Source organism: Streptomyces sp. R-07 (genome assembly GCF_049913175.1).
Lineage (GTDB): Bacteria > Actinomycetota > Actinomycetes > Streptomycetales > Streptomycetaceae > Streptomyces.
This window is the reverse complement of record NZ_CP183978.1, coordinates 3,445,862-3,470,754: the sequence shown is the minus strand read 5'-3', so window position 1 is coordinate 3,470,754 and position 24,893 is coordinate 3,445,862. Positions and strand designations below refer to the sequence as shown.

The 24,893-nt window shown below is 65.6% G+C and carries 15 protein-coding genes and 6 rRNA genes; 19 read left to right on the top strand and 2 right to left on the bottom strand.

Features of this window, described 5'->3' with window-relative positions; all coding sequences use genetic code 11:
* Window positions 1-2: 2 nt before the first annotated feature.
* Complete coding sequence (locus ACN9M0_RS15670) at window positions 3-2,171, bottom strand: protein kinase domain-containing protein (protein WP_426403777.1); 2,169 nt, start codon at window positions 2,169-2,171, stop codon at window positions 3-5.
* A gap of 77 nt (window positions 2,172-2,248) precedes the next feature.
* On the opposite strand from ACN9M0_RS15670, the gene ACN9M0_RS15665 reads away from it, so the two are divergent.
* The 5 genes from ACN9M0_RS15665 to proC all read left to right on the top strand — a co-directional run bounded on the left by ACN9M0_RS15665 (window position 2,249) and on the right by proC (window position 5,877).
* On the top strand, window positions 2,249-2,581 hold the full coding sequence (locus ACN9M0_RS15665; protein ID WP_426405303.1) for an SH3 domain-containing protein: 333 nt from the start codon (window positions 2,249-2,251) through the stop codon (window positions 2,579-2,581).
* Between the two features lie 34 nt (window positions 2,582-2,615).
* Window positions 2,616-3,131 (top strand): hypothetical protein, encoded by a 516-nt coding sequence (locus tag ACN9M0_RS15660; protein WP_399699469.1) that lies wholly within the window; start codon window positions 2,616-2,618, stop codon window positions 3,129-3,131.
* Between the two features lie 293 nt (window positions 3,132-3,424).
* Entirely contained in the window at window positions 3,425-4,249 is an 825-nt protein-coding gene (locus ACN9M0_RS15655) for an ABC transporter ATP-binding protein (protein ID WP_426403776.1), read from the top strand.
* Window positions 4,246-4,983, top strand: coding sequence for an ABC transporter permease (locus ACN9M0_RS15650; RefSeq protein WP_366036798.1), 738 nt, complete (start codon window positions 4,246-4,248; stop codon window positions 4,981-4,983). The genes ACN9M0_RS15655 and ACN9M0_RS15650 overlap by 4 nt, the downstream gene beginning before the upstream one ends.
* A gap of 84 nt (window positions 4,984-5,067) precedes the next feature.
* The gene (proC, locus tag ACN9M0_RS15645) at window positions 5,068-5,877 is read left to right on the top strand and encodes a pyrroline-5-carboxylate reductase (RefSeq protein WP_366036797.1); all 810 of its coding nucleotides are present in this window, start codon (window positions 5,068-5,070) and stop codon (window positions 5,875-5,877) included.
* A gap of 13 nt (window positions 5,878-5,890) precedes the next feature.
* Here proC and ACN9M0_RS15640 read toward each other — a convergent pair whose 3' ends face one another.
* On the bottom strand, window positions 5,891-6,478 hold the full coding sequence (locus ACN9M0_RS15640) for a cysteine hydrolase family protein (RefSeq protein ID WP_366036796.1): 588 nt from the start codon (window positions 6,476-6,478) through the stop codon (window positions 5,891-5,893).
* Window positions 6,479-6,523: 45 nt separating this feature from the next.
* Here ACN9M0_RS15640 and ACN9M0_RS15635 point away from each other — a divergent pair, with 45 nt between their 5' ends.
* The 14 genes from ACN9M0_RS15635 to ACN9M0_RS15570 all read left to right on the top strand — a co-directional run bounded on the left by ACN9M0_RS15635 (window position 6,524) and on the right by ACN9M0_RS15570 (window position 24,893).
* A complete protein-coding gene (locus tag ACN9M0_RS15635) occupies window positions 6,524-7,570 on the top strand; it encodes a GlxA family transcriptional regulator (RefSeq protein ID WP_366036795.1) in 1,047 nt (348 codons plus the stop codon).
* A 636-nt stretch (window positions 7,571-8,206) separates the two neighbouring features.
* Window positions 8,207-9,732: ribosomal RNA gene (locus ACN9M0_RS15630) — 16S ribosomal RNA — on the top strand.
* Window positions 9,733-10,019: 287 nt separating this feature from the next.
* Window positions 10,020-13,138 (top strand): 23S ribosomal RNA (locus tag ACN9M0_RS15625).
* Window positions 13,139-13,223: 85 nt separating this feature from the next.
* A 5S ribosomal RNA gene (gene rrf, locus ACN9M0_RS15620) occupies window positions 13,224-13,340 on the top strand.
* Between the two features lie 570 nt (window positions 13,341-13,910).
* Window positions 13,911-15,436 (top strand): 16S ribosomal RNA (locus ACN9M0_RS15615).
* A 287-nt stretch (window positions 15,437-15,723) separates the two neighbouring features.
* A 23S ribosomal RNA gene (locus ACN9M0_RS15610) occupies window positions 15,724-18,842 on the top strand.
* A 72-nt stretch (window positions 18,843-18,914) separates the two neighbouring features.
* Window positions 18,915-19,031: ribosomal RNA gene (gene rrf / locus ACN9M0_RS15605) — 5S ribosomal RNA — on the top strand.
* Together the 16S, 23S and 5S rRNA genes form the textbook arrangement of a ribosomal RNA operon.
* 67 nt (window positions 19,032-19,098) lie before the next feature.
* The gene (locus ACN9M0_RS15600) at window positions 19,099-19,746 is read left to right on the top strand and encodes an HAD family hydrolase (protein WP_366038336.1); all 648 of its coding nucleotides are present in this window, start codon (window positions 19,099-19,101) and stop codon (window positions 19,744-19,746) included.
* A gap of 43 nt (window positions 19,747-19,789) precedes the next feature.
* Window positions 19,790-20,992 (top strand): MFS transporter, encoded by a 1,203-nt coding sequence (locus tag ACN9M0_RS15595; protein ID WP_366038337.1) that lies wholly within the window; start codon window positions 19,790-19,792, stop codon window positions 20,990-20,992.
* Window positions 20,961-22,136: an acetoin utilization protein AcuC gene (locus ACN9M0_RS15590; protein WP_366038338.1), complete on the top strand. Its 1,176-nt coding sequence runs from the start codon at window positions 20,961-20,963 to the stop codon at window positions 22,134-22,136. The genes ACN9M0_RS15595 and ACN9M0_RS15590 overlap by 32 nt, the downstream gene beginning before the upstream one ends.
* Before the next feature lie 89 nt (window positions 22,137-22,225).
* Window positions 22,226-23,041 carry a phosphatase gene (locus tag ACN9M0_RS15585; RefSeq protein WP_366038339.1) on the top strand — a complete coding sequence of 272 codons (816 nt, stop codon included), beginning with the start codon at window positions 22,226-22,228 and terminating at the stop codon, window positions 23,039-23,041.
* 127 nt (window positions 23,042-23,168) lie between these two features.
* Window positions 23,169-23,378 carry a helix-turn-helix domain-containing protein gene (locus tag ACN9M0_RS15580; RefSeq protein ID WP_030223786.1) on the top strand — a complete coding sequence of 70 codons (210 nt, stop codon included), beginning with the start codon at window positions 23,169-23,171 and terminating at the stop codon, window positions 23,376-23,378.
* 165 nt (window positions 23,379-23,543) lie between these two features.
* Window positions 23,544-23,642, top strand: coding sequence for a 30S ribosomal protein bS22 (locus tag ACN9M0_RS15575; RefSeq protein ID WP_003948845.1), 99 nt, complete (start codon window positions 23,544-23,546; stop codon window positions 23,640-23,642).
* Between the two features lie 153 nt (window positions 23,643-23,795).
* Complete coding sequence (locus tag ACN9M0_RS15570) at window positions 23,796-24,893, top strand: NAD-dependent epimerase/dehydratase family protein (RefSeq protein ID WP_366038340.1); 1,098 nt, start codon at window positions 23,796-23,798, stop codon at window positions 24,891-24,893.

The window sequence follows — 24,893 nt, the reverse complement described above, 5'->3', positions numbered from 1 at the left end:
GCTCACCAGGCGGCCGGGTCGCGCGCGTCCACCGCGAACACGGAACTGTCCGGCGCCGTCCCGAACACCCGGTCCCCGGCGACCAGCGGCGCGGGCACCAGGGGCACGTAGTCGAGGCGGCCGTTCCGCAGCCGCGGCCGGGTCTGGCCGATCAGAGCGCCGCGCGCGGTGTCGACGGCGAGCAGCCGGCCGTCCTGGACGGAGAGGTAGAGCCGGTCGCCGGGGCCGAGGACCGGCTGCGACACGTTCCCCGCCGCCGTCTCCAGGTCCCACAGCACCCGTCCCTTCGGCGCGGCGGTGTCGAAGGCGGTGAGGTGCCCGTTCGCGTCGAGGAGATGGACGACGGCGCCGCGCACGGCGATGCCCCCGAGCTCCATCCGGTAGGGCAGGGACAGCTCGCGTACGGCTCCGGGGTCGCCGTCACCGCCGTCGCCCGGTCCCAGGAGGACGAGGGCGTCGATCAGCGAGGCGTCGCGGAAGGACGCCAGGACCAGCGTGCCGTCGCCGGTGCGGCCCAGCGGGTCGAGGTCGCCGTCCAGGTTCCGCTGCCAGACCACCTCGCCGGTGGCGGGACGGACGGCGCCGACCCGGGTGTGCTTCCCGTCGGGCGAGGCCTCGGACACCGTGAGGAGCCCGGAGGGCGCGTCGTACGGTCCCGGGAGCGGCACCCCGAAGCCGGTCAGGCCGTGCCGCCACAGCTCCTTGCCACTGCGGGCGTCGACCGCCCGGATGCCGCCGACGCCGTCGGACAGGACGACGGCGGAGCCGGCCGGCCGGTACGCCTCGGGGAGCGCTCCGCGGGCGGTCCAGCCGGGCGCGCCGTCCCCGGCCGCGTACGCCCGCAGGGGGCCGGTCGGAGCGGCGGCGCCGACCAGGCCGTCCGCGAGGAACTCGGGAGCCCTCGGGGCCCCCTGCTCGACGGGCCCGGTCCGCGACCAGAGGACCTGCCCGGTCACCGGGTCGACCCGGGCGAGACCGATGCCCGGGGCCGCGCAGTACAGCGCGCCCGTGCCATGGACGCAGGCGGGCGCGGCCGAAGGACCGTGCTTCTGGAGCTCGGTGTGCCAGCCGGTGAAGGAGGTGGCCGCCTCGGCCGGGCTCGTGGGGGTCTCGGGCCTGACGTCCGTCGGACGGCTGAGCGCCGCGTACAGGCCGGCCGCGGTCAGCGCGAGCGCGGCGGCGACGGCGATCGTCGGGCGCGGCCGGATCCGCGGTCCGCGTCGGGGCGGCGGGGCCGGCGCGGTGACGCGCACCGGCGTGTCCGCGTCCCACGCGGGGCCGGTGTCGTCGCCCTCGGGCAGGGCGGGCCGCCGCCGCTGCGCCGGTATGAAGGCCTCGGCCGCGTACGAGGGAGGCAGCAGCGCCCGCATGATCTGGGCCGGGGTCGGCCGCTCGGCGGGCTCCTTGGCGAGGCAGCGGGCGACGAGCGGCGCCAGGTCCGCGGGTACCCCCGTCAGGTCGGGCTCGTCGTGGACGACCTGGTACGCCACGATGTAGGGGCTGTCGGAGTCGAAGGGGCCGTGCCCGGTCGCCGCGTGCACGAGCACGGCGCCCAGCGCGAACACGTCCGCCGCCGGCCCGACCTCCCTCGGCCGCTGGAACTGCTCGGGCGCCATGAACGGCGGCGAGCCGATGAGCTTGCCGGTCTCCGTGTGCAGATCGCTGTCGACCGGCCGGGAGATCCCGAAGTCGATGACCTTGGGCCCGGTGTCGGTCAGCAGGACGTTGCTGGGCTTGAGGTCCCGGTGGACGACCCCGGCCCGGTGGATGTCGCGCAGCGCCTCCGCGAGCCCGGCGGTGAGCCGGCGCAGCTCGGCGGGGGACAGCGGGCCGTTCCGCTTCACCTGGTCGGCGAGGGTGGGGCCGGGCACGTAGAGGGTCGCCATCCAGGGGCGTACGGCATCGGGGTCGGCGTCGACGACCGGCGCGGTGAAGGCCCCGCTGACCCGGCGGGCGGCCGCGACCTCCTGGCGGAAACGCGCCCTGAACTCAGGGTCTTCCGCATACCGTCCGTGCACGACCTTGACCGCGAGCCGCAGCCCGGAGGCGGAGCTCGCGAGGTGCACGACGCCCATGCCGCCGGCCCCCAGACAGGCCTGGAGCCGGTAGTCGCCCGCGTACTCGGGCTCCTCCGCATACCGCTCGGCCCCGGTGCCGCGCAACGGTGGCATCGCCCACCCCCGTGTGAGTCCCCGTCACATCGCGCGCACGTGCGCGACCCGACGGAGCCTAGTCCATGGTGCCCCGGATGTCGGTGGGGCTTGCTAGCCTGCGCGTCGCGGAGAGTGAAACTCGGCGGAGCGCTTTTGCGCCACAGGGGGAGGACATCATGACCACGCGCTACGAGGTCGCACCGGGCTACCGGGTGAACGTGCGCTCGGGCCCGAGCACGAAGTACCCGATCGTCCGGACGCTGGCGCTCGGCGCCACGGTCGCCATCCACTGCCAGAGGTACGGCGAGTGGATCAGCGGCCCGTACGGCACGACGAACATCTGGGACAACATAGCGCCGGGCGAGTACGTCTCCGACGCGTACGTCCACACGGGAAGCGACGACATGGTCGCACCGAGCTGCGTCTGAGCCCTTCTCCGTCGCCCCGGGGATAATCGACCCTGTGAGCGACGAAGAGCAGCAGACCCCCAGCAAGACCGGTGTCCCCTCCGGGCCGCAGCCGGAGGAGATCCGCTTCTTCGGCACGACCTGGGTCGACCACAGCGGCCACTACGCGCTGCGCCGCGCCGGCCTGGCCGCCGGCGCGCTCGCCGCCGCCGTCGCGGCCTGCTTCGTGCTGCGCTTCGCCTACGAGGGCCTGCAGATCGCCGACGTCGGCGGCATCGTCAACGTCCTTGTCGTCCTGATGTTCGCGGTCTGCAGCGCCATCGCGTTCGCCAAGACCTGGGAGGGCTTCGTCCGCCGCCCGGCCGACCCGGCCCGCGAGGAGTCCCTCCGCAGCCTGAAGGCGATCGGCTTCATCGGCGCCCTCCTGGCGTACGCCGCCCGCTGCTTCGTCGAGGCCCCCGGCGAGAAGCTGCACCGCACGGAACACGAAACGGCAGTGGCGTCGTACGAAAAGCGCCGAGGCGCCCGCACGGGCAACCCGTCCACCCGCAAGAAGCCGAAGCGCAAGTAGCGGCGGTCCGTGCCCGCCAGGACGGCGCCCGCCCCCGTGTGGGCGATCGTCCCCTCCCCCAGACTTCGTCCGGGGGACCCCCAGAGGCGATGGGGGTCCCCCCTGCTCGAGCGAAGCCGAGAGCTTGGGGGAGGGGGCACACGGGACGGCGCCCTCAGCGGCGCCTCCGCGTTCCGCGCCTGAACCCGCACCACCTGCGCGGCGCACCCCTCACCATCGGCCGCCCCGCGCTCCCGCAGCCGACCCCACCCAGGTCCTTGACGCCCCACACCCCCAGGCCCACTATTCATCACATGATGAATTACGCGGCCTCGGGTGACCCGAAGGACCCCGCGCAAAGCGCAGCGATCACCGCAGAAGCCCTCACCGCCACCCGAGGCGACCGCCAAGTCCTCCGAGGCCTCGACTTCACCGTCCCGACCGGCCAGGTCACCGGCCTCCTCGGCCCCTCCGGCTGCGGCAAGACCACCCTCATGCGCGCCATCGTCGGCACTCAGGCCAAGGTCACCGGCACCCTCGACGTCCTCGGCCGCCCTGCCGGCGACCCCGCCCTCCGCTCCCGCATCGGCTACGTCACCCAGGCCCCGTCCGTCTACGACGACCTCACCGTCCGCCAGAACCTCGACTACTTCGCCGCCGTCCTGCTCCCCGGCCGCGCCCACCGCCACGACCGCCGCACCGCGGTCGACCGGGCGGTCGAGGACGTCGACCTCGCCGACCACGCCGACTCCCTCGCGGGCCGGCTCTCCGGCGGCCAGCGCAGCCGGGTCTCCCTCGCCGTCGCCCTCCTCGGCACCCCGGAGCTCCTCGTCCTCGACGAGCCCACGGTCGGCCTCGACCCCGTCCTCCGCCGCGACCTGTGGAACCTCTTCCACCGGATCGCCGCAGACCGGGGCAACACCCTCCTCATCTCCTCCCACGTGATGGACGAGGCCGAGCGCTGCCACCGGCTCCTCCTCATGCGCGAAGGCGAGATCCTCGCCGAGGACACCCCCGAGGCCCTCCGCCGCCGCAACGACACCGCCACCGTCGAAGAGGCCTTCCTCCACCTCGTCGACGCGGCGAACGCCCGCGCGGCCCTCGAAGCGAAGGCAACCCCCAAGGAGCCCCGACCGTGAACGCGAACCGCACCCTCGCCACCGCCGCCCGCGTGCTGCGCCAGCTGCGCCACGACCCGCGCTCGATCGCCCTGATGCTCCTCGTCCCCTGCCTGATGCTCTTCCTGCTCCGTTACGTCTTCGACGGAAGCCCGGGGACCTTCGACAGCATCGGCGCCTCGCTCCTCGGCATCTTCCCGCTCATCACGATGTTCCTGGTGACCTCCATCGCCACCCTCAGGGAACGCACCTCCGGCACCCTGGAACGCCTCCTCGCCATGCCCCTCGGCAAGGCCGACCTCATCGCCGGCTACGCCCTCGCCTTCGGACTCGTCGCCGTCCTCCAGTCCGTCCTCGCCACCGGCCTCGCCGTCTGGTTCCTCGGCCTCGACGTCATCGGCTCCCCCTGGCTCCTCCTCCTGGTGGCCCTCCTCGACGCCCTCCTCGGCACCGCCCTCGGCCTCTTCGTCTCGGCCTTCGCCGCGTCCGAGTTCCAGGCCGTCCAGTTCATGCCGGCCGTGATCTTCCCCCAGCTCCTGCTCTGCGGCCTGTTCACCCCGCGCGACCGGATGGCCCCCGCCCTCGAAGCCCTCTCGAACGTCCTGCCCATGTCGTACGCCGTCGACGGCATGAACGAGGTACTCCGCCACACCGACATGACCACCGACTTCGTCCGCGACGCCCTCGTCGTCGCGGGCTGCGCCGTCCTGGTCCTCGGCCTCGGCGCCGCCACCCTCCGCCGCCGCACCGCCTGACCGCCCCTCGGACACCCCACGCGCCCCGAGCCCCACCGGTGAAAGGATGTCCAAAAGGCCCCCTCCGGCGAGGTGAACAGACCCATGACCCAGACCGTCGCAGTCCTCGGCACCGGCAAGATCGGTGAAGCGCTCCTCAGCGGCATGATCCGTGCAGGCTGGCGCCCCGCGAACCTCCTGGTCACCGCCCGCCGCGCCGAACGCGCCGAGGAGCTCCGCAACCGCTACGGGGTCGAGACCGTCACCAACGCCGAGGCCGCCAAGCGCGCCGACACCCTCATCCTGGCCGTCAAGCCCCAGGACATGGGCCGGCTCCTCGACGAGCTCACCCCCCACGTCGCCGCCGACCGCCTGGTGATCAGCGCCGCCGCGGGCATCCCCACCTCGTTCATCGAGGACCGCCTCGCCGCCGGCACCCCCGTCGTCCGCGTCATGCCGAACACCCCCGTCCTCGTCGACGAGGGCATGTCCGTCATCTCGGCCGGCAGCCACGCCACCCCCGAGCACCTGGCCCACACCGAGGAGATCTTCGGCGGCGTCGGCAAGACGCTCCGCGTCCCCGAGTCCCAGCAGGACGCCGCCACCGCCCTCTCCGGCTCCGGACCCGCGTACTTCTACTTCCTCGTCGAGGCCATGACCGACGCGGGCATCCTCCTCGGCCTGCCCCGCGCCCAGGCCCACGACCTCATCGTCCAGGCCGCCATCGGCGCCGCCGTCATGCTCCGCGACAGCGGCGAGCACCCGGTCAAGCTCCGCGAGGCCGTCACCTCACCGGCCGGCACCACCATCAGCGCCATCCGCGAACTGGAGAACCACGGCGTACGGGCCGCCCTGATCGCCGCCCTGGAAGCGGCCCGCGACCGCAGCCGCGAGCTCGCCTCCGGCAACAGCTGAGCGCCTCACCCGACTACTCAGCGACCGCACCCTTCACCACGTCCTCCGTGGTCACGACCCGGGCGAACCGCCCGCCGTGCAGCGACACCGCCGTCGCCCGGGTCAGCTCCTCGGCGCTCTGCGTCCATCCGAACGGCCCGCCCAGGTCGAAGGTGTGCATGGCATCGATCGGGAACAGCACGTCGTACCCGAGGTTCCCGCCCATCCGGGCCGTGGTCTCGTTGCACATGTTGGTCTGGATCCCCACCACCACGAACTGCTCGACCCCGGCACCCTTCAGCCACGCGTCCAGGTCGGGCTCCCCGTAGAACGCCGAGTTCACGGACTTCGTCACGAACAGCTCGGGACCGGACCCCTTCCCCCGCCGCTCCTCGACGAAGTCCTTGAACGCGTTCCCCTCGGTCCCCGGCTCCAGCGGCGAACCCGCCCGCGGCGAGTCGTGCCGCACGAAGACGACGGGGCGTCCCGTCTCCTGCCACACGTCGATCAGAGCCGCGATGTTCTCCTCGGCCTCCGGGTTGTTCCGACGGCCCCAGAAGTCGAGCTCGAAGCCCTTCTGCACGTCGATGACCACCAGCGCTGCGTTCTCGTTGATCTCCATGACCACGATCCTCCCGCCGCCGGCGCCTCCCTCCCAGAGGTACGAATGCCAGCGATCGATGCTTTACTGCCATACGTGTCGTCGCCCACCGAATCCCGCCCCCAGCGCATCGCCCTGGTCTCCTTCCCCGGCATCCGCGCCTTCGACGTCTCCGTCATCACCGAGGTCTGGGACAGCGACCGCACCCTCCGCGGCGTCCCGCCCTTCGAGCTCCACCGGACCGCCACCGACCCGCACGCCCCCATCCCCCTGCGCGGCGGCCTCACCCTCACCCCCGACCGCCCGCTCACCTGGCTCGACGACCTCACCCCCACCGACCTCGTCGTCGTCCCCGGCATCGAGGACCCCTACGCCGACCTCCCGGCCCCCGTCCTCGACGCCCTCCGCCGCGCCCACACCGCGGGCATCCCGGTCGCCTCGCTCTGCGCCGGCGCCTTCGTCCTCGCCCGCGCCGGTCTCCTCGACGGCCGCCGCGCCGTCACCCACTGGCACCTGGCCGGGACCCTGGCCGCCCTCCACCCCGCCGTCCAGGTCGAACCCGACGCGCTCTTCGTCGAGGACACCGGCATCTGGACCTCGGCCGGCACCGCCGCCGGCATCGACCTCTGTCTCCACCTCGTCCGCACCGCCCACGGAGCCGAAGCCGCCGCCACCGTCGCCCGCTCGATGGTCACCGCCCCCTTCCGAACGGGAACCCAGGCCCAGTTCATCGAGCACCCCACGCCCCGCGCCGACCGCGACGCCGACGCCCTCGCCGCCGTACGGGCTCACGCCCTGGCCCACCTCGCCGAACCCCACACCGTCGCGAGCCTGGCCGCCCTCGCCGGCATGTCCCCCCGCTCCTTCGCCCGCCACTTCCAGGCCACGACGGGAACCACCCCCCTCCACTGGCTCATCACCCAGCGCGTCGCGGCAGCCCAGAAGCTCCTCGAACGGACCGACCACCCCCTCCCCGAGGTGGCCCGCCGCGCGGGCTTCGGCAGCGAGGTCACCATGCGCCAGCACTTCGCCTCCCACCTGGCCACCAGCCCCCGCGACTACCGCAACGCCTTCCGTCACCCGGGCAGAGGAACCCCCACGGACCAGGGTTGACACGGCATCCCCCGATCCGTAAGGTTCTCCGAGTTGTCCGACGTGAGCACCGACTCCGGTCGGCCCCGGACAGCGATTCCGCAAGATCCACTGAAGCTGATGGCGCTTTGCCGTGCCGTCGTGCTTTCCGTGCGTTTTTGCGAAATCAGGAATTCGCGTTCGAAGGTCTGAGCGCAAGCCGCCCGATTAGCGTCGGAGGGCAGGAATCCGCTAAAGTCTCACTCGTCGGAACGGCCCAACAGCCGGAAAGACGAACCCCCCTGACTGGGAATCAGACGCCGAAAGGATCTGATAGAGTCGGAACCGCCGGAAGGGCCCGGAGCGAAAGCGAAAGGGACCGGAAAGCGCCGAGGAAATCGGGTCGGAAAGATCTGATAGAGTCGGAAACGAAGGAAGCGCCCGGAGGGCCTGGAAACAGGAACGAAGGAAGCGTCCGCACCTTGAGAACTCAACAGCGTGCCAAAAATCAACGCCAGATTAGTTGATACCCCGTCCATCTTCGGATGGTCGAGGTTCCTTTGAACAAGTCCACCCCTCGGGGTGGCACACTACAGCGAGGACGCTGTGGACGGTCGGCCATATTCCGGCATGACTGTCCCGCTCAACGCGAGTGTCTCACCGGATTACCGGTAAACATTCACGGAGAGTTTGATCCTGGCTCAGGACGAACGCTGGCGGCGTGCTTAACACATGCAAGTCGAACGATGAAGCCCTTCGGGGTGGATTAGTGGCGAACGGGTGAGTAACACGTGGGCAATCTGCCCTTCACTCTGGGACAAGCCCTGGAAACGGGGTCTAATACCGGATAACACCGGCTCCTGCATGGGGGCTGGTTAAAAGCTCCGGCGGTGAAGGATGAGCCCGCGGCCTATCAGCTTGTTGGTGGGGTAATGGCCTACCAAGGCGACGACGGGTAGCCGGCCTGAGAGGGCGACCGGCCACACTGGGACTGAGACACGGCCCAGACTCCTACGGGAGGCAGCAGTGGGGAATATTGCACAATGGGCGAAAGCCTGATGCAGCGACGCCGCGTGAGGGATGACGGCCTTCGGGTTGTAAACCTCTTTCAGCAGGGAAGAAGCGAAAGTGACGGTACCTGCAGAAGAAGCGCCGGCTAACTACGTGCCAGCAGCCGCGGTAATACGTAGGGCGCAAGCGTTGTCCGGAATTATTGGGCGTAAAGAGCTCGTAGGCGGCTTGTCACGTCGGGTGTGAAAGCCCGGGGCTTAACCCCGGGTCTGCATCCGATACGGGCAGGCTAGAGTGTGGTAGGGGAGATCGGAATTCCTGGTGTAGCGGTGAAATGCGCAGATATCAGGAGGAACACCGGTGGCGAAGGCGGATCTCTGGGCCATTACTGACGCTGAGGAGCGAAAGCGTGGGGAGCGAACAGGATTAGATACCCTGGTAGTCCACGCCGTAAACGTTGGGAACTAGGTGTTGGCGACATTCCACGTCGTCGGTGCCGCAGCTAACGCATTAAGTTCCCCGCCTGGGGAGTACGGCCGCAAGGCTAAAACTCAAAGGAATTGACGGGGGCCCGCACAAGCAGCGGAGCATGTGGCTTAATTCGACGCAACGCGAAGAACCTTACCAAGGCTTGACATATACCGGAAAGCATTAGAGATAGTGCCCCCCTTGTGGTCGGTATACAGGTGGTGCATGGCTGTCGTCAGCTCGTGTCGTGAGATGTTGGGTTAAGTCCCGCAACGAGCGCAACCCTTGTCCTGTGTTGCCAGCATGCCCTTCGGGGTGATGGGGACTCACAGGAGACCGCCGGGGTCAACTCGGAGGAAGGTGGGGACGACGTCAAGTCATCATGCCCCTTATGTCTTGGGCTGCACACGTGCTACAATGGCCGGTACAAAGAGCTGCGATGCCGTGAGGCGGAGCGAATCTCAAAAAGCCGGTCTCAGTTCGGATTGGGGTCTGCAACTCGACCCCATGAAGTCGGAGTTGCTAGTAATCGCAGATCAGCATTGCTGCGGTGAATACGTTCCCGGGCCTTGTACACACCGCCCGTCACGTCACGAAAGTCGGTAACACCCGAAGCCGGTGGCCCAACCCCTTGTGGGAGGGAGCTGTCGAAGGTGGGACTGGCGATTGGGACGAAGTCGTAACAAGGTAGCCGTACCGGAAGGTGCGGCTGGATCACCTCCTTTCTAAGGAGCACAGTACCGATTGCAGGCAAATGTTCTGCACGGTCAGCTCATGGGTGGAACGTTGATTAGTTGGCACGATCGCAAGGTTCACTTCACCAGTACTGCTTCGGCGTGGAACGTGATGATGATCCGAGGGGTCGTGCTTGGCACGTTGTTGGGTGTCTGAGGGTACGGCCGTCATGGTCATGCCTTCGAGGATGCCGGCCCCAGTGAACTTGATTCTTTGGATCAGGGTGATGGGTGGCTGGTCGTTGTTTGAGAACTACACAGTGGACGCGAGCATCTGTGGCCAAGTTTTTAAGGGCGCACGGTGGATGCCTTGGCACCAGGAACCGATGAAGGACGTGGGAGGCCACGATAGTCCCCGGGGAGCCGTCAACCAGGCTTTGATCCGGGGGTTTCCGAATGGGGAAACCCGGCAGTCGTCATGGGCTGTCACCCATGCCTGAACACATAGGGCATGTGGAGGGAACGAGGGGAAGTGAAACATCTCAGTACCCTCAGGAAGAGAAAACAACCGTGATTCCGGGAGTAGTGGCGAGCGAAACCGGATGAGGCCAAACCGTATGCGTGTGATACCCGGCAGGGGTTGCGCATGCGGGGTTGTGGGATCTCTCTTTCACAGTCTGCCGGCTGTGAGACGAGTCAGAAACCGTTGATGTAGGCGAAGGACATGCGAAAGGTCCGGCGTAGAGGGTAAGACCCCCGTAGCTGAAACATTGACGGCTCGTTTGAGAGACACCCAAGTAGCACGGGGCCCGAGAAATCCCGTGTGAATCTGGCGGGACCACCCGCTAAGCCTAAATATTCCCTGGTGACCGATAGCGGATAGTACCGTGAGGGAATGGTGAAAAGTACCGCGGGAGCGGAGTGAAATAGTACCTGAAACCGTGTGCCTACAAGCCGTGGGAGCGTCGGACATAGCTTGCTATGTCTCGTGACTGCGTGCCTTTTGAAGAATGAGCCTGCGAGTTTGCGGTGTGTTGCGAGGTTAACCCGTGTGGGGAAGCCGTAGCGAAAGCGAGTCCGAATAGGGCGATTCAGTAGCACGCTCAAGACCCGAAGCGGAGTGATCTAGCCATGGGCAGGTTGAAGCGGAGGTAAGACTTCGTGGAGGACCGAACCCACCAGGGTTGAAAACCTGGGGGATGACCTGTGGTTAGGGGTGAAAGGCCAATCAAACTCCGTGATAGCTGGTTCTCCCCGAAATGCATTTAGGTGCAGCGTCGTGTGTTTCTTGCCGGAGGTAGAGCACTGGATAGGCGATGGGCCCTACCGGGTTACTGACCTTAGCCAAACTCCGAATGCCGGTAAGTGAGAGCACGGCAGTGAGACTGTGGGGGATAAGCTCCATGGTCGAGAGGGAAACAGCCCAGAGCATCGACTAAGGCCCCTAAGCGTACGCTAAGTGGGAAAGGATGTGGAGTCGCAGAGACAACCAGGAGGTTGGCTTAGAAGCAGCCACCCTTGAAAGAGTGCGTAATAGCTCACTGGTCAAGTGATTCCGCGCCGACAATGTAGCGGGGCTCAAGCGTACCGCCGAAGTCGTGTCATTGCAGCAATAGGGCCAACGCCCGCTGTGATGGGTAGGGGAGCGTCGTGTGCCGGGTGAAGCAGCCGCGGAAGCGAGTTGTGGACGGTTCACGAGTGAGAATGCAGGCATGAGTAGCGATACACACGTGAGAAACGTGTGCGCCGATTGACTAAGGGTTCCTGGGTCAAGCTGATCTGCCCAGGGTAAGTCGGGACCTAAGGCGAGGCCGACAGGCGTAGTCGATGGACAACCGGTTGATATTCCGGTACCCGCTTTGAAACGCCCAATATCGAGCCCATTAATGCTAAGGCCGTGAAGCCGCCCCGGAGCCTTCGGGCAAAGGGGAGTGGTGGAGCCGTCGACCCAAGGTGGTAGTAGGTAAGCGATGGGGTGACGCAGGAAGGTAGTCCAGCCCGGGCGGTGGTTGTCCCGGGGTAAGGGTGTAGGGCGTGTGATAGGCAAATCCGTCACACATGAAGCCTGAGACCTGATGCCGAGCCGATTGTGGTGAAGTGGATGATCCTATGCTGTCGAGAAAAGCCTCTAGCGAGTTTCATGGCGGCCCGTACCCTAAACCGACTCAGGTGGTCAGGTAGAGAATACCGAGGCGTTCGGGTGAACTATGGTTAAGGAACTCGGCAAAATGCCCCCGTAACTTCGGGAGAAGGGGGGCCACGTCTGGTGATGGAGTTTTCCTCCTGAGCTGGGGGTGGCCGCAGAGACCAGCGAGAAGCGACTGTTTACTAAAAACACAGGTCCGTGCGAAGCCGTAAGGCGATGTATACGGACTGACGCCTGCCCGGTGCTGGAACGTTAAGGGGACCGGTTAGTCACATTTCGGTGTGGCGAAGCTGAGAACTTAAGCGCCAGTAAACGGCGGTGGTAACTATAACCATCCTAAGGTAGCGAAATTCCTTGTCGGGTAAGTTCCGACCTGCACGAATGGCGTAACGACTTCTCGACTGTCTCAACCATAGGCCCGGTGAAATTGCACTACGAGTAAAGATGCTCGTTTCGCGCAGCAGGACGGAAAGACCCCGGGACCTTTACTACAGTTTGATATTGGTGTTCGGTTCGGCTTGTGTAGGATAGGTGGGAGACTTTGAAGCCGTGACGCCAGTCATGGTGGAGTCGCCGTTGAAATACCACTCTGGTCGTGCTGGATGTCTAACCTCGGTCCGTGATCCGGATCAGGGACAGTGTCTGATGGGTAGTTTAACTGGGGCGGTTGCCTCCCAAAGGGTAACGGAGGCGCCCAAAGGTTCCCTCAGCCTGGTTGGCAATCAGGTGTTGAGTGTAAGTGCACAAGGGAGCTTGACTGTGAGACCGACGGGTCGAGCAGGGACGAAAGTCGGGACTAGTGATCCGGCGGTGGCTTGTGGAAGCGCCGTCGCTCAACGGATAAAAGGTACCCCGGGGATAACAGGCTGATCTTCCCCAAGAGTCCATATCGACGGGATGGTTTGGCACCTCGATGTCGGCTCGTCGCATCCTGGGGCTGGAGTCGGTCCCAAGGGTTGGGCTGTTCGCCCATTAAAGCGGTACGCGAGCTGGGTTTAGAACGTCGTGAGACAGTTCGGTCCCTATCCGCTGCGCGCGCAGGAATATTGAGAAGGGCTGTCCCTAGTACGAGAGGACCGGGACGGACGAACCTCTGGTGTGCCAGTTGTCCTGCCAAGGGCATGGCTGGTTGGCTACGTTCGGGAGGGATAACCGCTGAAAGCATCTAAGCGGGAAGCCTGCTTCGAGATGAGTATTCCCACCTCCTTGAGAGGGTAAGGCTCCCAGTAGACGACTGGGTTGATAGGCCGGATGTGGAAGCCCAGTAATGGGTGGAGCTGACCGGTACTAATAGGCCGAGGGCTTGTCCTCAGTTGCTCGCGTCCACTGTGTTAGTTCTGAAGTAACGAACACGCCCCCCTTTCGGGTGGTGCGGCGGTTCATATCTTCATAGAGTTTCGGTGGTCATAGCGTTAGGGAAACGCCCGGTTACATTCCGAACCCGGAAGCTAAGCCTTTCAGCGCCGATGGTACTGCAGGGGGGACCCTGTGGGAGAGTAGGACACCGCCGAACAATCATTGTGGGAAAGCCCCGCACCTCATGGTGCGGGGCTTTTCTGCGTTCCGGGGCCATTCAAGGCCGGCGTGCCGTGCAGGGCGGGCGCCGCGGCCGGCCGGCACCTCGTGCGGGTGGGAATCAGAGCCCGAATCATCTGGTAGAGTCGTAGACGCAGCAAGGGACCGGAGCGCAAGCGAAGGAACCTGAAAGCACCGAGGAAATCGGAACCGCGAGGATCTGATAGAGTCGGAAACGCAGGAAGGGCCCGGAGCGAAAGCGAAAGGGACCGGAAAGCACCGAGGAAATCGGGTCGGAAAGATCTGATAGAGTCGGAAACGAAGGAAGCGCCCGGAGGGCCTGGAAACAGGAACGAAGGAAGCGTCCGCACCTTGAGAACTCAACAGCGTGCCAAAAATCAACGCCAGATTAGTTGATACCCCGTCCATCTTCGGATGGTCGAGGTTCCTTTGAAAAAGTCCACCCCTCGGGGTGGCACACTACAGCGAGGACGCTGTGGACGGTCGGCCATATTCCGGCATGACTGTCCCGCTCAACGCGAGTGTCTCACCGGATTACCGGTAAACATTCACGGAGAGTTTGATCCTGGCTCAGGACGAACGCTGGCGGCGTGCTTAACACATGCAAGTCGAACGATGAAGCCCTTCGGGGTGGATTAGTGGCGAACGGGTGAGTAACACGTGGGCAATCTGCCCTTCACTCTGGGACAAGCCCTGGAAACGGGGTCTAATACCGGATAACACCGGCTCCTGCATGGGGGCTGGTTAAAAGCTCCGGCGGTGAAGGATGAGCCCGCGGCCTATCAGCTTGTTGGTGGGGTAATGGCCTACCAAGGCGACGACGGGTAGCCGGCCTGAGAGGGCGACCGGCCACACTGGGACTGAGACACGGCCCAGACTCCTACGGGAGGCAGCAGTGGGGAATATTGCACAATGGGCGAAAGCCTGATGCAGCGACGCCGCGTGAGGGATGACGGCCTTCGGGTTGTAAACCTCTTTCAGCAGGGAAGAAGCGAAAGTGACGGTACCTGCAGAAGAAGCGCCGGCTAACTACGTGCCAGCAGCCGCGGTAATACGTAGGGCGCAAGCGTTGTCCGGAATTATTGGGCGTAAAGAGCTCGTAGGCGGCTTGTCACGTCGGGTGTGAAAGCCCGGGGCTTAACCCCGGGTCTGCATCCGATACGGGCAGGCTAGAGTGTGGTAGGGGAGATCGGAATTCCTGGTGTAGCGGTGAAATGCGCAGATATCAGGAGGAACACCGGTGGCGAAGGCGGATCTCTGGGCCATTACTGACGCTGAGGAGCGAAAGCGTGGGGAGCGAACAGGATTAGATACCCTGGTAGTCCACGCCGTAAACGTTGGGAACTAGGTGTTGGCGACATTCCACGTCGTCGGTGCCGCAGCTAACGCATTAAGTTCCCCGCCTGGGGAGTACGGCCGCAAGGCTAAAACTCAAAGGAATTGACGGGGGCCCGCACAAGCAGCGGAGCATGTGGCTTAATTCGACGCAACGCGAAGAACCTTACCAAGGCTTGACATATACCGGAAAGCATTAGAGATAGTGCCCCCCTTGTGGTCGGTATACAGGTGGTGCATGGCTGTCGTCAGCTCGTGTCGTGAGATGTTGGGTTAAGTCCCGCAACGAGCGCAACCCTTGTCCTGTGTTGCCAGCATGCCCTTCGGGGTGATGGGGACTCACAGGAGACCGCCGGGGTCAACTCGGAGGAAGGTGGGGACGACGTCAAGTCATCATGCCCCTTATGTCTTGGGCTGCACACGTGCTACAATGGCCGGTACAAAGAGCTGCGATGCCGTGAGGCGGAGCGAATCTCAAAAAGCCGGTCTCAGTTCGGATTGGGGTCTGCAACTCGACCCCATGAAGTCGGAGTTGCTAGTAATCGCAGATCAGCATTGCTGCGGTGAATACGTTCCCGGGCCTTGTACACACCGCCCGTCACGTCACGAAAGTCGGTAACACCCGAAGCCGGTGGCCCAACCCCTTGTGGGAGGGAGCTGTCGAAGGTGGGACTGGCGATTGGGACGAAGTCGTAACAAGGTAGCCGTACCGGAAGGTGCGGCTGGATCACCTCCTTTCTAAGGAGCACAGTACCGATTGCAGGCAAATGTTCTGCACGGTCAGCTCATGGGTGGAACGTTGATTAGTTGGCGTGAGCGATCCTGATGGTCTTCGAGTACTGCTTCGGCGTGGAAAGAAGATACGGAGGGCAGCTCACGCTTGGCACGTTGTTGGGTGTCTGAGGGTACGGCCGTCATGGTCATGCCTTCGAGGATGCCGGCCCCAGTGAACTTGTCGCTTATGCGGCAGGGTGATGGGTGGCTGGTCGTTGTTTGAGAACTACACAGTGGACGCGAGCATCTGTGGCCAAGTTTTTAAGGGCGCACGGTGGATGCCTTGGCACCAGGAACCGATGAAGGACGTGGGAGGCCACGATAGTCCCCGGGGAGCCGTCAACCAGGCTTTGATCCGGGGGTTTCCGAATGGGGAAACCCGGCAGTCGTCATGGGCTGTCACCCATGCCTGAACACATAGGGCATGTGGAGGGAACGAGGGGAAGTGAAACATCTCAGTACCCTCAGGAAGAGAAAACAACCGTGATTCCGGGAGTAGTGGCGAGCGAAACCGGATGAGGCCAAACCGTATGCGTGTGATACCCGGCAGGGGTTGCGCATGCGGGGTTGTGGGATCTCTCTTTCACAGTCTGCCGGCTGTGAGACGAGTCAGAAACCGTTGATGTAGGCGAAGGACATGCGAAAGGTCCGGCGTAGAGGGTAAGACCCCCGTAGCTGAAACATTGACGGCTCGTTTGAGAGACACCCAAGTAGCACGGGGCCCGAGAAATCCCGTGTGAATCTGGCGGGACCACCCGCTAAGCCTAAATATTCCCTGGTGACCGATAGCGGATAGTACCGTGAGGGAATGGTGAAAAGTACCGCGGGAGCGGAGTGAAATAGTACCTGAAACCGTGTGCCTACAAGCCGTGGGAGCGTCGGACGTAGCTTGCTATGTCTCGTGACTGCGTGCCTTTTGAAGAATGAGCCTGCGAGTTTGCGGTGTGTTGCGAGGTTAACCCGTGTGGGGAAGCCGTAGCGAAAGCGAGTCCGAATAGGGCGATTCAGTAGCACGCTCAAGACCCGAAGCGGAGTGATCTAGCCATGGGCAGGTTGAAGCGGAGGTAAGACTTCGTGGAGGACCGAACCCACCAGGGTTGAAAACCTGGGGGATGACCTGTGGTTAGGGGTGAAAGGCCAATCAAACTCCGTGATAGCTGGTTCTCCCCGAAATGCATTTAGGTGCAGCGTCGTGTGTTTCTTGCCGGAGGTAGAGCACTGGATAGGCGATGGGCCCTACCGGGTTACTGACCTTAGCCAAACTCCGAATGCCGGTAAGTGAGAGCACGGCAGTGAGACTGTGGGGGATAAGCTCCATGGTCGAGAGGGAAACAGCCCAGAGCATCGACTAAGGCCCCTAAGCGTACGCTAAGTGGGAAAGGATGTGGAGTCGCAGAGACAACCAGGAGGTTGGCTTAGAAGCAGCCACCCTTGAAAGAGTGCGTAATAGCTCACTGGTCAAGTGATTCCGCGCCGACAATGTAGCGGGGCTCAAGCGTACCGCCGAAGTCGTGTCATTGCAGCAATAGGGCCAACGCCCGCTGTGATGGGTAGGGGAGCGTCGTGTGCCGGGTGAAGCAGCCGCGGAAGCGAGTTGTGGACGGTTCACGAGTGAGAATGCAGGCATGAGTAGCGATACACACGTGAGAAACGTGTGCGCCGATTGACTAAGGGTTCCTGGGTCAAGCTGATCTGCCCAGGGTAAGTCGGGACCTAAGGCGAGGCCGACAGGCGTAGTCGATGGACAACCGGTTGATATTCCGGTACCCGCTTTGAAACGCCCAATATCGAGCCCATTAATGCTAAGGCCGTGAAGCCGCCCCGGAGCCTTCGGGCAAAGGGGAGTGGTGGAGCCGTCGACCCAAGGTGGTAGTAGGTAAGCGATGGGGTGACGCAGGAAGGTAGTCCAGCCCGGGCGGTGGTTGTCCCGGGGTAAGGGTGTAGGGCGTGTGATAGGCAAATCCGTCACACATGAAGCCTGAGACCTGATGCCGAGCCGATTGTGGTGAAGTGGATGATCCTATGCTGTCGAGAAAAGCCTCTAGCGAGTTTCATGGCGGCCCGTACCCTAAACCGACTCAGGTGGTCAGGTAGAGAATACCGAGGCGTTCGGGTGAACTATGGTTAAGGAACTCGGCAAAATGCCCCCGTAACTTCGGGAGAAGGGGGGCCACGTCTGGTGATGGAGTTTTCCTCCTGAGCTGGGGGTGGCCGCAGAGACCAGCGAGAAGCGACTGTTTACTAAAAACACAGGTCCGTGCGAAGCCGTAAGGCGATGTATACGGACTGACGCCTGCCCGGTGCTGGAACGTTAAGGGGACCGGTTAGTCACATTTCGGTGTGGCGAAGCTGAGAACTTAAGCGCCAGTAAACGGCGGTGGTAACTATAACCATCCTAAGGTAGCGAAATTCCTTGTCGGGTAAGTTCCGACCTGCACGAATGGCGTAACGACTTCTCGACTGTCTCAACCATAGGCCCGGTGAAATTGCACTACGAGTAAAGATGCTCGTTTCGCGCAGCAGGACGGAAAGACCCCGGGACCTTTACTACAGTTTGATATTGGTGTTCGGTTCGGCTTGTGTAGGATAGGTGGGAGACTTTGAAGCCGTGACGCCAGTCATGGTGGAGTCGCCGTTGAAATACCACTCTGGTCGTGCTGGATGTCTAACCTCGGTCCGTGATCCGGATCAGGGACAGTGTCTGATGGGTAGTTTAACTGGGGCGGTTGCCTCCCAAAGGGTAACGGAGGCGCCCAAAGGTTCCCTCAGCCTGGTTGGCAATCAGGTGTTGAGTGTAAGTGCACAAGGGAGCTTGACTGTGAGACCGACGGGTCGAGCAGGGACGAAAGTCGGGACTAGTGATCCGGCGGTGGCTTGTGGAAGCGCCGTCGCTCAACGGATAAAAGGTACCCCGGGGATAACAGGCTGATCTTCCCCAAGAGTCCATATCGACGGGATGGTTTGGCACCTCGATGTCGGCTCGTCGCATCCTGGGGCTGGAGTCGGTCCCAAGGGTTGGGCTGTTCGCCCATTAAAGCGGTACGCGAGCTGGGTTTAGAACGTCGTGAGACAGTTCGGTCCCTATCCGCTGCGCGCGCAGGAATATTGAGAAGGGCTGTCCCTAGTACGAGAGGACCGGGACGGACGAACCTCTGGTGTGCCAGTTGTCCTGCCAAGGGCATGGCTGGTTGGCTACGTTCGGGAGGGATAACCGCTGAAAGCATCTAAGCGGGAAGCCTGCTTCGAGATGAGTATTCCCACCTCCTTGAGAGGGTAAGGCTCCCAGTAGACGACTGGGTTGATAGGCCGGATGTGGAAGCCCAGTAATGGGTGGAGCTGACCGGTACTAATAGGCCGAGGGCTTGTCCTCAGTTGCTCGCGTCCACTGTGTTAGTTCTGAAGCAATGAACTCCCTTGCCGGTTGAGTTCAACTTCATAGAGTTTCGGTGGTCATAGCGTTAGGGAAACGCCCGGTTACATTCCGAACCCGGAAGCTAAGCCTTTCAGCGCCGATGGTACTGCAGGGGGGACCCTGTGGGAGAGTAGGACGCCGCCGAACAATTTTTAGCCTCAACCCCCGGACTCTGTCCGGGGGTTGAGGCATTTTTGCGTTCTAGGCTGTGGCCATGCGATACGACTTGGTCATCTTCGACAACGACGGTGTGCTCGTGGACAGCGAGCCGATTTCCAACACCCTGCTGGCCGGCTATCTGACGGAGCTCGGGCACCCCACCACGTACGAGGAGTCGGTGCGGGACTACATGGGGTCCGCGATGCACCGCATCCACGAGCTCGTCGAGGAGCGGACGGGGCAGGGGCTGCCCGAGGACTTCGACGAGACGTTCCACGCCCGGGTCTTCGCCGCATTCCAGGCCGAGTTGGAGGCCGTGGTCGGGGCCGGCGACGTGCTCAAGGGGCTGGCCGCGGCCGGCGTTCCGTACTGTGTGGCCTCCTCCGGGAGCCACGAGCGGATTCGCGTCGGGCACCGGAAGACCGGGCTTGATGTGTGGTTCCGGGACGAGACCGTCTTCAGTGCCGACGACGTGGGCCGGGGCAAGCCGTGGCCCGACCTGTTCCTGCACGCCGCCGAGCGGATGGGTGTCGCCCCCGAGCGGTGTGTCGTGGTCGAGGACAGCGGGCCCGGGGTGCAGGCGGCGCTGGCGGCCGGGATGGACGTGTACGGGTTCACCGCGATGACGCCGGAGGCGAAGCTCAGCGGGGCCAAGGGCTTCTTCGGCAGGATGGACGAGCTTCCCGCGATTTTGGGGACGTGATCCATCTACCCAGCGGTAGTTTCCGGCCGTACGCTGTGCCGCCATGACAGATGCGCGCTTGCGCCGTGGGCGGGGATCCCTGGCGGTCAGCTTCTTCGTGCAGGGCGTCACCTTCGCTCTGCTCGTGACGCGAATACCGGCGATCCAGGACCAGTACGGGATCTCGGACGGGCTGCTGCCGGCCTTCCTCGCCGCCGTGCCGATTCTGGCCGGAGCGGCGAGCGTGGCGACCGAGAAGGTCGTCGCCCGGGTGGGGCCCGCAGTGGTCCTTCGGTGGGCCCAGCCCTTCGTCCTCCTCGCGCTGCTCGCGGTGGGCGCCGGATCGGGGCTCTGGCAGGCCGCGGTCGCGCTGGGGCTCTTCGGGCTCGCCGTGGGCGCCCTGGACGCCTCCATGAACATGCTGGGGGTGAGCCTTCAGCGGGCGTACGGCCGGAGCATCATGCTCGGCTTCCACGCCTCGTACAGCCTCGGCGGGATCGCGGGTGCCTCGCTCGCCTGGGTGGGGGCGCACTGGCACCTCTCGCTGTTCGTGTCCTACCTGCCGGTGGTGGCCGTGCTGCTGCCCGTCGCGCTCGCCGGCAGCCGGTGGTACGTGGCCGGCGGGGAGTCCGTGACGGACGAGGCGGGGGAGGGCGCTAAGGGGAGCGGGGTCGTCTTCAAGCTGCTGCTGCCGCTCTGCCTCGTGATGACCTTCGCCTACATCGGGGACTCGACCGTCTCCAACTGGAGTGCCAAGTACCTCCAGGACGTGCTCGGCAGTTCGGAGGAGCTGGCGACCGTGCCGTACAACGCGTACATGGTGACGACGCTGCTCGGGCGGGCCGTCGGTGACTTCGGGGTGCGCCGGCTCGGGGCCGTCGTGGTCGTCCGGGCGGGGGCGGTGCTCGCGGCCCTCGGGTTCGCGGTGGTCGCGGTGTCTCCGGGTGCCTGGGTGGGGATCGCCGGGTTCACCGTGCTCGGGTTCGGGCTGAGCGTGATCGTGCCGCAGACCTTCGCCGCGGCGGGGAGGCTGTTCCCGGGCTCCAGTGACGCGGCGGTCGCGCGGCTCAATGTCTTCAACTACGTCGGATTCCTCGTCGGCTCCCCCTTGGTGGGGGCCCTCGGGGACGCGTGGAGCTATCGGGGGGCCATGGTGGTGCCGATGCTGCTGGTCCTGGTGACGGTGGTGTACGCCACGTCGTTCGGTTCGCGAGAGGCCCGATACCGTGGCGGGCATGAGCGGCCGCGCACTGTTGATGTGGGATGAAGCTGTCACGCAGTACGACTTCGGGTCCGAGCATCCGATGGATCCCGTACGCCTCGCGTTGACGATGTCGATGGTGCGGGCCTACGGGCTCGACCGTGCGGTGGACGTGGTGGCGGCGAAGCCGGCCGGCGACTCGACGCTGCGGCTCGTCCACCGCGAGGACTACGTGGCGGCGGTGCGGGCGGCCTCGGCGGACCCGCGCCACGCCGACCAGGCGTACGGGCTCGGCACGGTCGACGATCCGGCCTTCGCCGGGATGCACGAGGTGTCGGCGCTGATCGCCGGGCAGTCGGTGGGCGCGGCGGAGGCGATCTGGCGGGGGGAGGCCGCGCACGCGGTGAACTTCGCGGGCGGGCTGCACCACGCCATGCCGGGGGCCGCTTCGGGTTTCTGCATCTACAACGACGCCTCCCTGGCGATCGCCCGGCTGCTCGAACTGGGCGCCGAGCGGGTCGCGTACGTGGATGTGGACGTGCACCACGGCGACGGGGTGCAGGCGGCGTTCTGGGAGGACCCGCGGGTTCTGACGGTCTCGCTGCACGAGCATCCGCGGACGCTGTTCCCGCAGACGGGGTGGCCGGAGGAGACGGGCGCGGCGGGGGCCGGTGAGGGCGGGGCCGTGAACGTGGCGCTGCCGGCGGGGACGGGGGACGCGGGGTGGCTGCGGGCCTTCCACGCGGTCGTGCCGGAGCTGATCGCGGACTTCCGGCCGCAGGTGCTCGTGACGCAGCACGGGGCGGACACGCACTTCGAGGATCCGCTGGCGCACCTGGCGGTGTCGCTGGACGCGCAGCGGGCGGTGCAGGAGGCCTGTCACGAGCTCGCGCACGAGCATGCGGAGGGGCGCTGGCTGGCCCTGGGCGGTGGCGGGTACGCGGTGGTGGACGTCGTACCGCGGTCGTGGACGCATCTGGTGGGGATCGCGGCGCACGCTCCGGTGGATCCGGAGTCGGTGATCCCGGCGTCCTGGCGGGACGAGGTGTACGCGCGGACCCGGCAGCTGGGGCCGGCGCGGATGACGGACGGGCGGTGGCCGGTGGGCTTCCGGGACTGGGCCGAGGGGTACGACCCGGCGGACCGGCTCGACCAGGCGGTGCTCGCGACGCGGAAGGCGGCTTTTCCGCTGCGGGGGCTGCTGGCCTGATCGGGAACGTTCTCCCGGGCGTTACGCCGACTGTGGGGTGTCCGGGAGGTTTGGACGCCCGGGCGGCGGTGTTCCGGCAGCATCGGAGGGTGTTGAGTACCGGGGCGCTGCGGGCGCATCTGTTGGCGTCGGGGTTGGCGGGCACGGTGGCGACCTCGCGGGAGGAGAATCTGCGGAGCTATCGGCTGTTCGCCGCGCGTGATCCGCGGGTGCTGCTCGGGCTCGATCCCGCGTGGGGGTGGGACGAGGCCGGTCTGCTGCGGCTGATGGCCGACAAGTGCGGGGTGTCGGGGGATCCGGCGCACCGGTCGGGGCCGGACGTCATCGATCCGGAGCGTACGGTGCGGGGGCTCGACGCCTTCGCGGCGCGCTTGGGCGCGGCGGCGGCGCGGCGGGTTCCGGTGCTCCTCGGGACGGGGCATCCGCACCGTCTGCTCGGTTTCTACGTCGCTCTCGCAGACGCGTTGTCGGCGGCGGGATGTCTTGTCCTCACACCGGCGCAGGGGCGATGTGTCGACATAACGACCCGGTTCGGCGTACGTACACACCTCCTCGACTACGTACGCGGGGTCGCGTTGGTACGGGAGCCCGGGCCGTCCGGGGGCGGGCGCGTGCCGGGGGCGCACTCGCATTCGCCGCTGCCGGTCAGGGCCGCTCTGGAGAGCGCGGCCGAGTGCGGCGGGCCGCTGCCGGAGCTCGTGGTGGGGGATCACGGATGGGTCTGCGGGGCAGGTCAGCTGGGTATCGAGGCCATCGGTCTCGCCGATACGGATGATCCGGCGCTGTTCGTCGGCGAGGCGGAGGGGCAGGTGTCGGTGGCCGTTCCGCTTGATGACGGCGTGCGCTCCGCCTCGTACCTCCCGCTGACGCGCTATGTACTCAATCGAGCGTGTCTGTCACGGTAAACGGCCGATGGCAGCTCCTCTTCCCCACTCGTACCACCCGCCCCTAGTCTGGAGAGTGAGCGCTCGGCGACGAAGAGTCACCGGAGGGGAAGCCGGTGGGCGTCGCGGCGGAAGGTACAGGTGGGTCATGGCTGCTGGCGATCGACCTCTCAACGAGGTCAAGTTTCTGACCGTGGCGGAAGTCGCCTCGGTGATGCGCGTCTCGAAGATGACCGTGTACCGCTTGGTGCACAGCGGTCATCTGCCGGCGATCCGGGTGGGCAGGTCCTTCCGGGTGCCGGAACAGGCGGTTCACGAGTACCTGCGGGAGTCCTTCGTGGGGGTGGGGACCGCGTAGCGAGCGCGCGGCCGTTAATGCCGGGAAAGCTCTGTGCAGCCCTCGGATTACAAGCGAGGTCCTCGGGACGGTAGGCTAGGCCGACGTAGGTCGTGTGGGCCCAGACGCCCCGCACCGATCCCCGCCGGGAGGCGGGGATGTTCCGAGAAGTGAGCGAGGGTAGTCGTGGGCTCTGTTATCAAGAAGCGGCGCAAGCGGATGGCGAAGAAGAAGCACCGCAAGCTGCTTAAGCGCACGCGCGTTCAGCGTCGCAACAAGAAGTAAGGCGACAGCTGCTTCGCAGCGTTCTGTGCGTCAGGCGTGGCCCTTCACCGTTCGCGGTGGGGGGCCACGCCTTTGTTGTGCGCGGTTTTATTGCGCGGAAATCTCGAGGCGCTACGGTGGCGACCAACAGAAGACGGACGGAAGGCGCTGATCTTGGGCAAGGTCGTGCTCGTCACCGGTGCGGCCCGGCATCTGGGGGGCCGCTTCGTGCGGAGGATCCAGCGGGACCCGGAAGTGGCGCGGGTGATCGCCGTGGACGCGGTCGACCCGGCGCACCAGCTCGGCGCCGCCGAGTTCGTACGGGCGGACATCCGCCGGCCCGAGATCGCCAAGGTCCTCGCCGAGCACGACGTCGACACGGTGGTCCATCTGGACGTCACCGGTACGGCGCTCGGCGGCGGCGGCCGGACGTCGGTCAAGGAGACCAACGTCATCGGCACCATGCAGCTGCTCGGCGCCTGCCAGAAGTCGCCGCGGGTCCGCCGGCTCGTGATCAAGTCCAGTACGAGCGTCTACGGCTCCGCGCCCCGGGACCCGGCCGTCTTCACCGAGACGACGCCCGCGAAGTCCCTGCCGAGCGGCGGCTTCGCGAAGGACGCCGTCGAGGTCGAGGGATACGTCCGGGGCTTCGCCCGGCGCCGGCCCGACGTGGCGGTGTGCGTGCTGCGGTTCGCGAACATCCTCGGGCCCCGGATCGACTCGCCGCTCGCCGAGTACCTGGCGCTGCCGGTGCTGCCGACCGTCCTGGGCTACGACCCGCGGCTGCAGTTCGTCCACGAGGACGACGTGATCGACGTCCTGCGCCTGGGGGCGCACGAGCCCCGCAGGGCGACCCAGAACAGCGGCACGTTCAACGTGGCCGGGGACGGGGTGCTGCTGCTCTCCCAGTGCGCGCGGCGGCTCGGCCGGCCGACGGTGCCGGTGCTGCTGCCCGCGGTCACCTGGGTGGGCACGGCGCTGCGTACGGTCGGGATCACCGACTTCGCGCCCGAGCAGATCCGGCTGCTCACGCACGGCCGGGTCGTCTCGACGGTCCAGACGCGGGAGGTCCTCGGCTTCTCGCCGCGCTACTCGACGGCGGAGGCGCTCGCGGACTTCGCGCGGGGCCGGGGGCCGGGGCTGCTGCCGCCCGAGCTGCTCGCCGGGGCGGTGGACCGGATCGCCGGGCGCCTGGCCCCGCAGGCCGCCGGGCGTCCGGATCCGTCGGCCGCTCCTTCCACCGAAGCTTCCCCCCTTCACCACGGCGCCTGA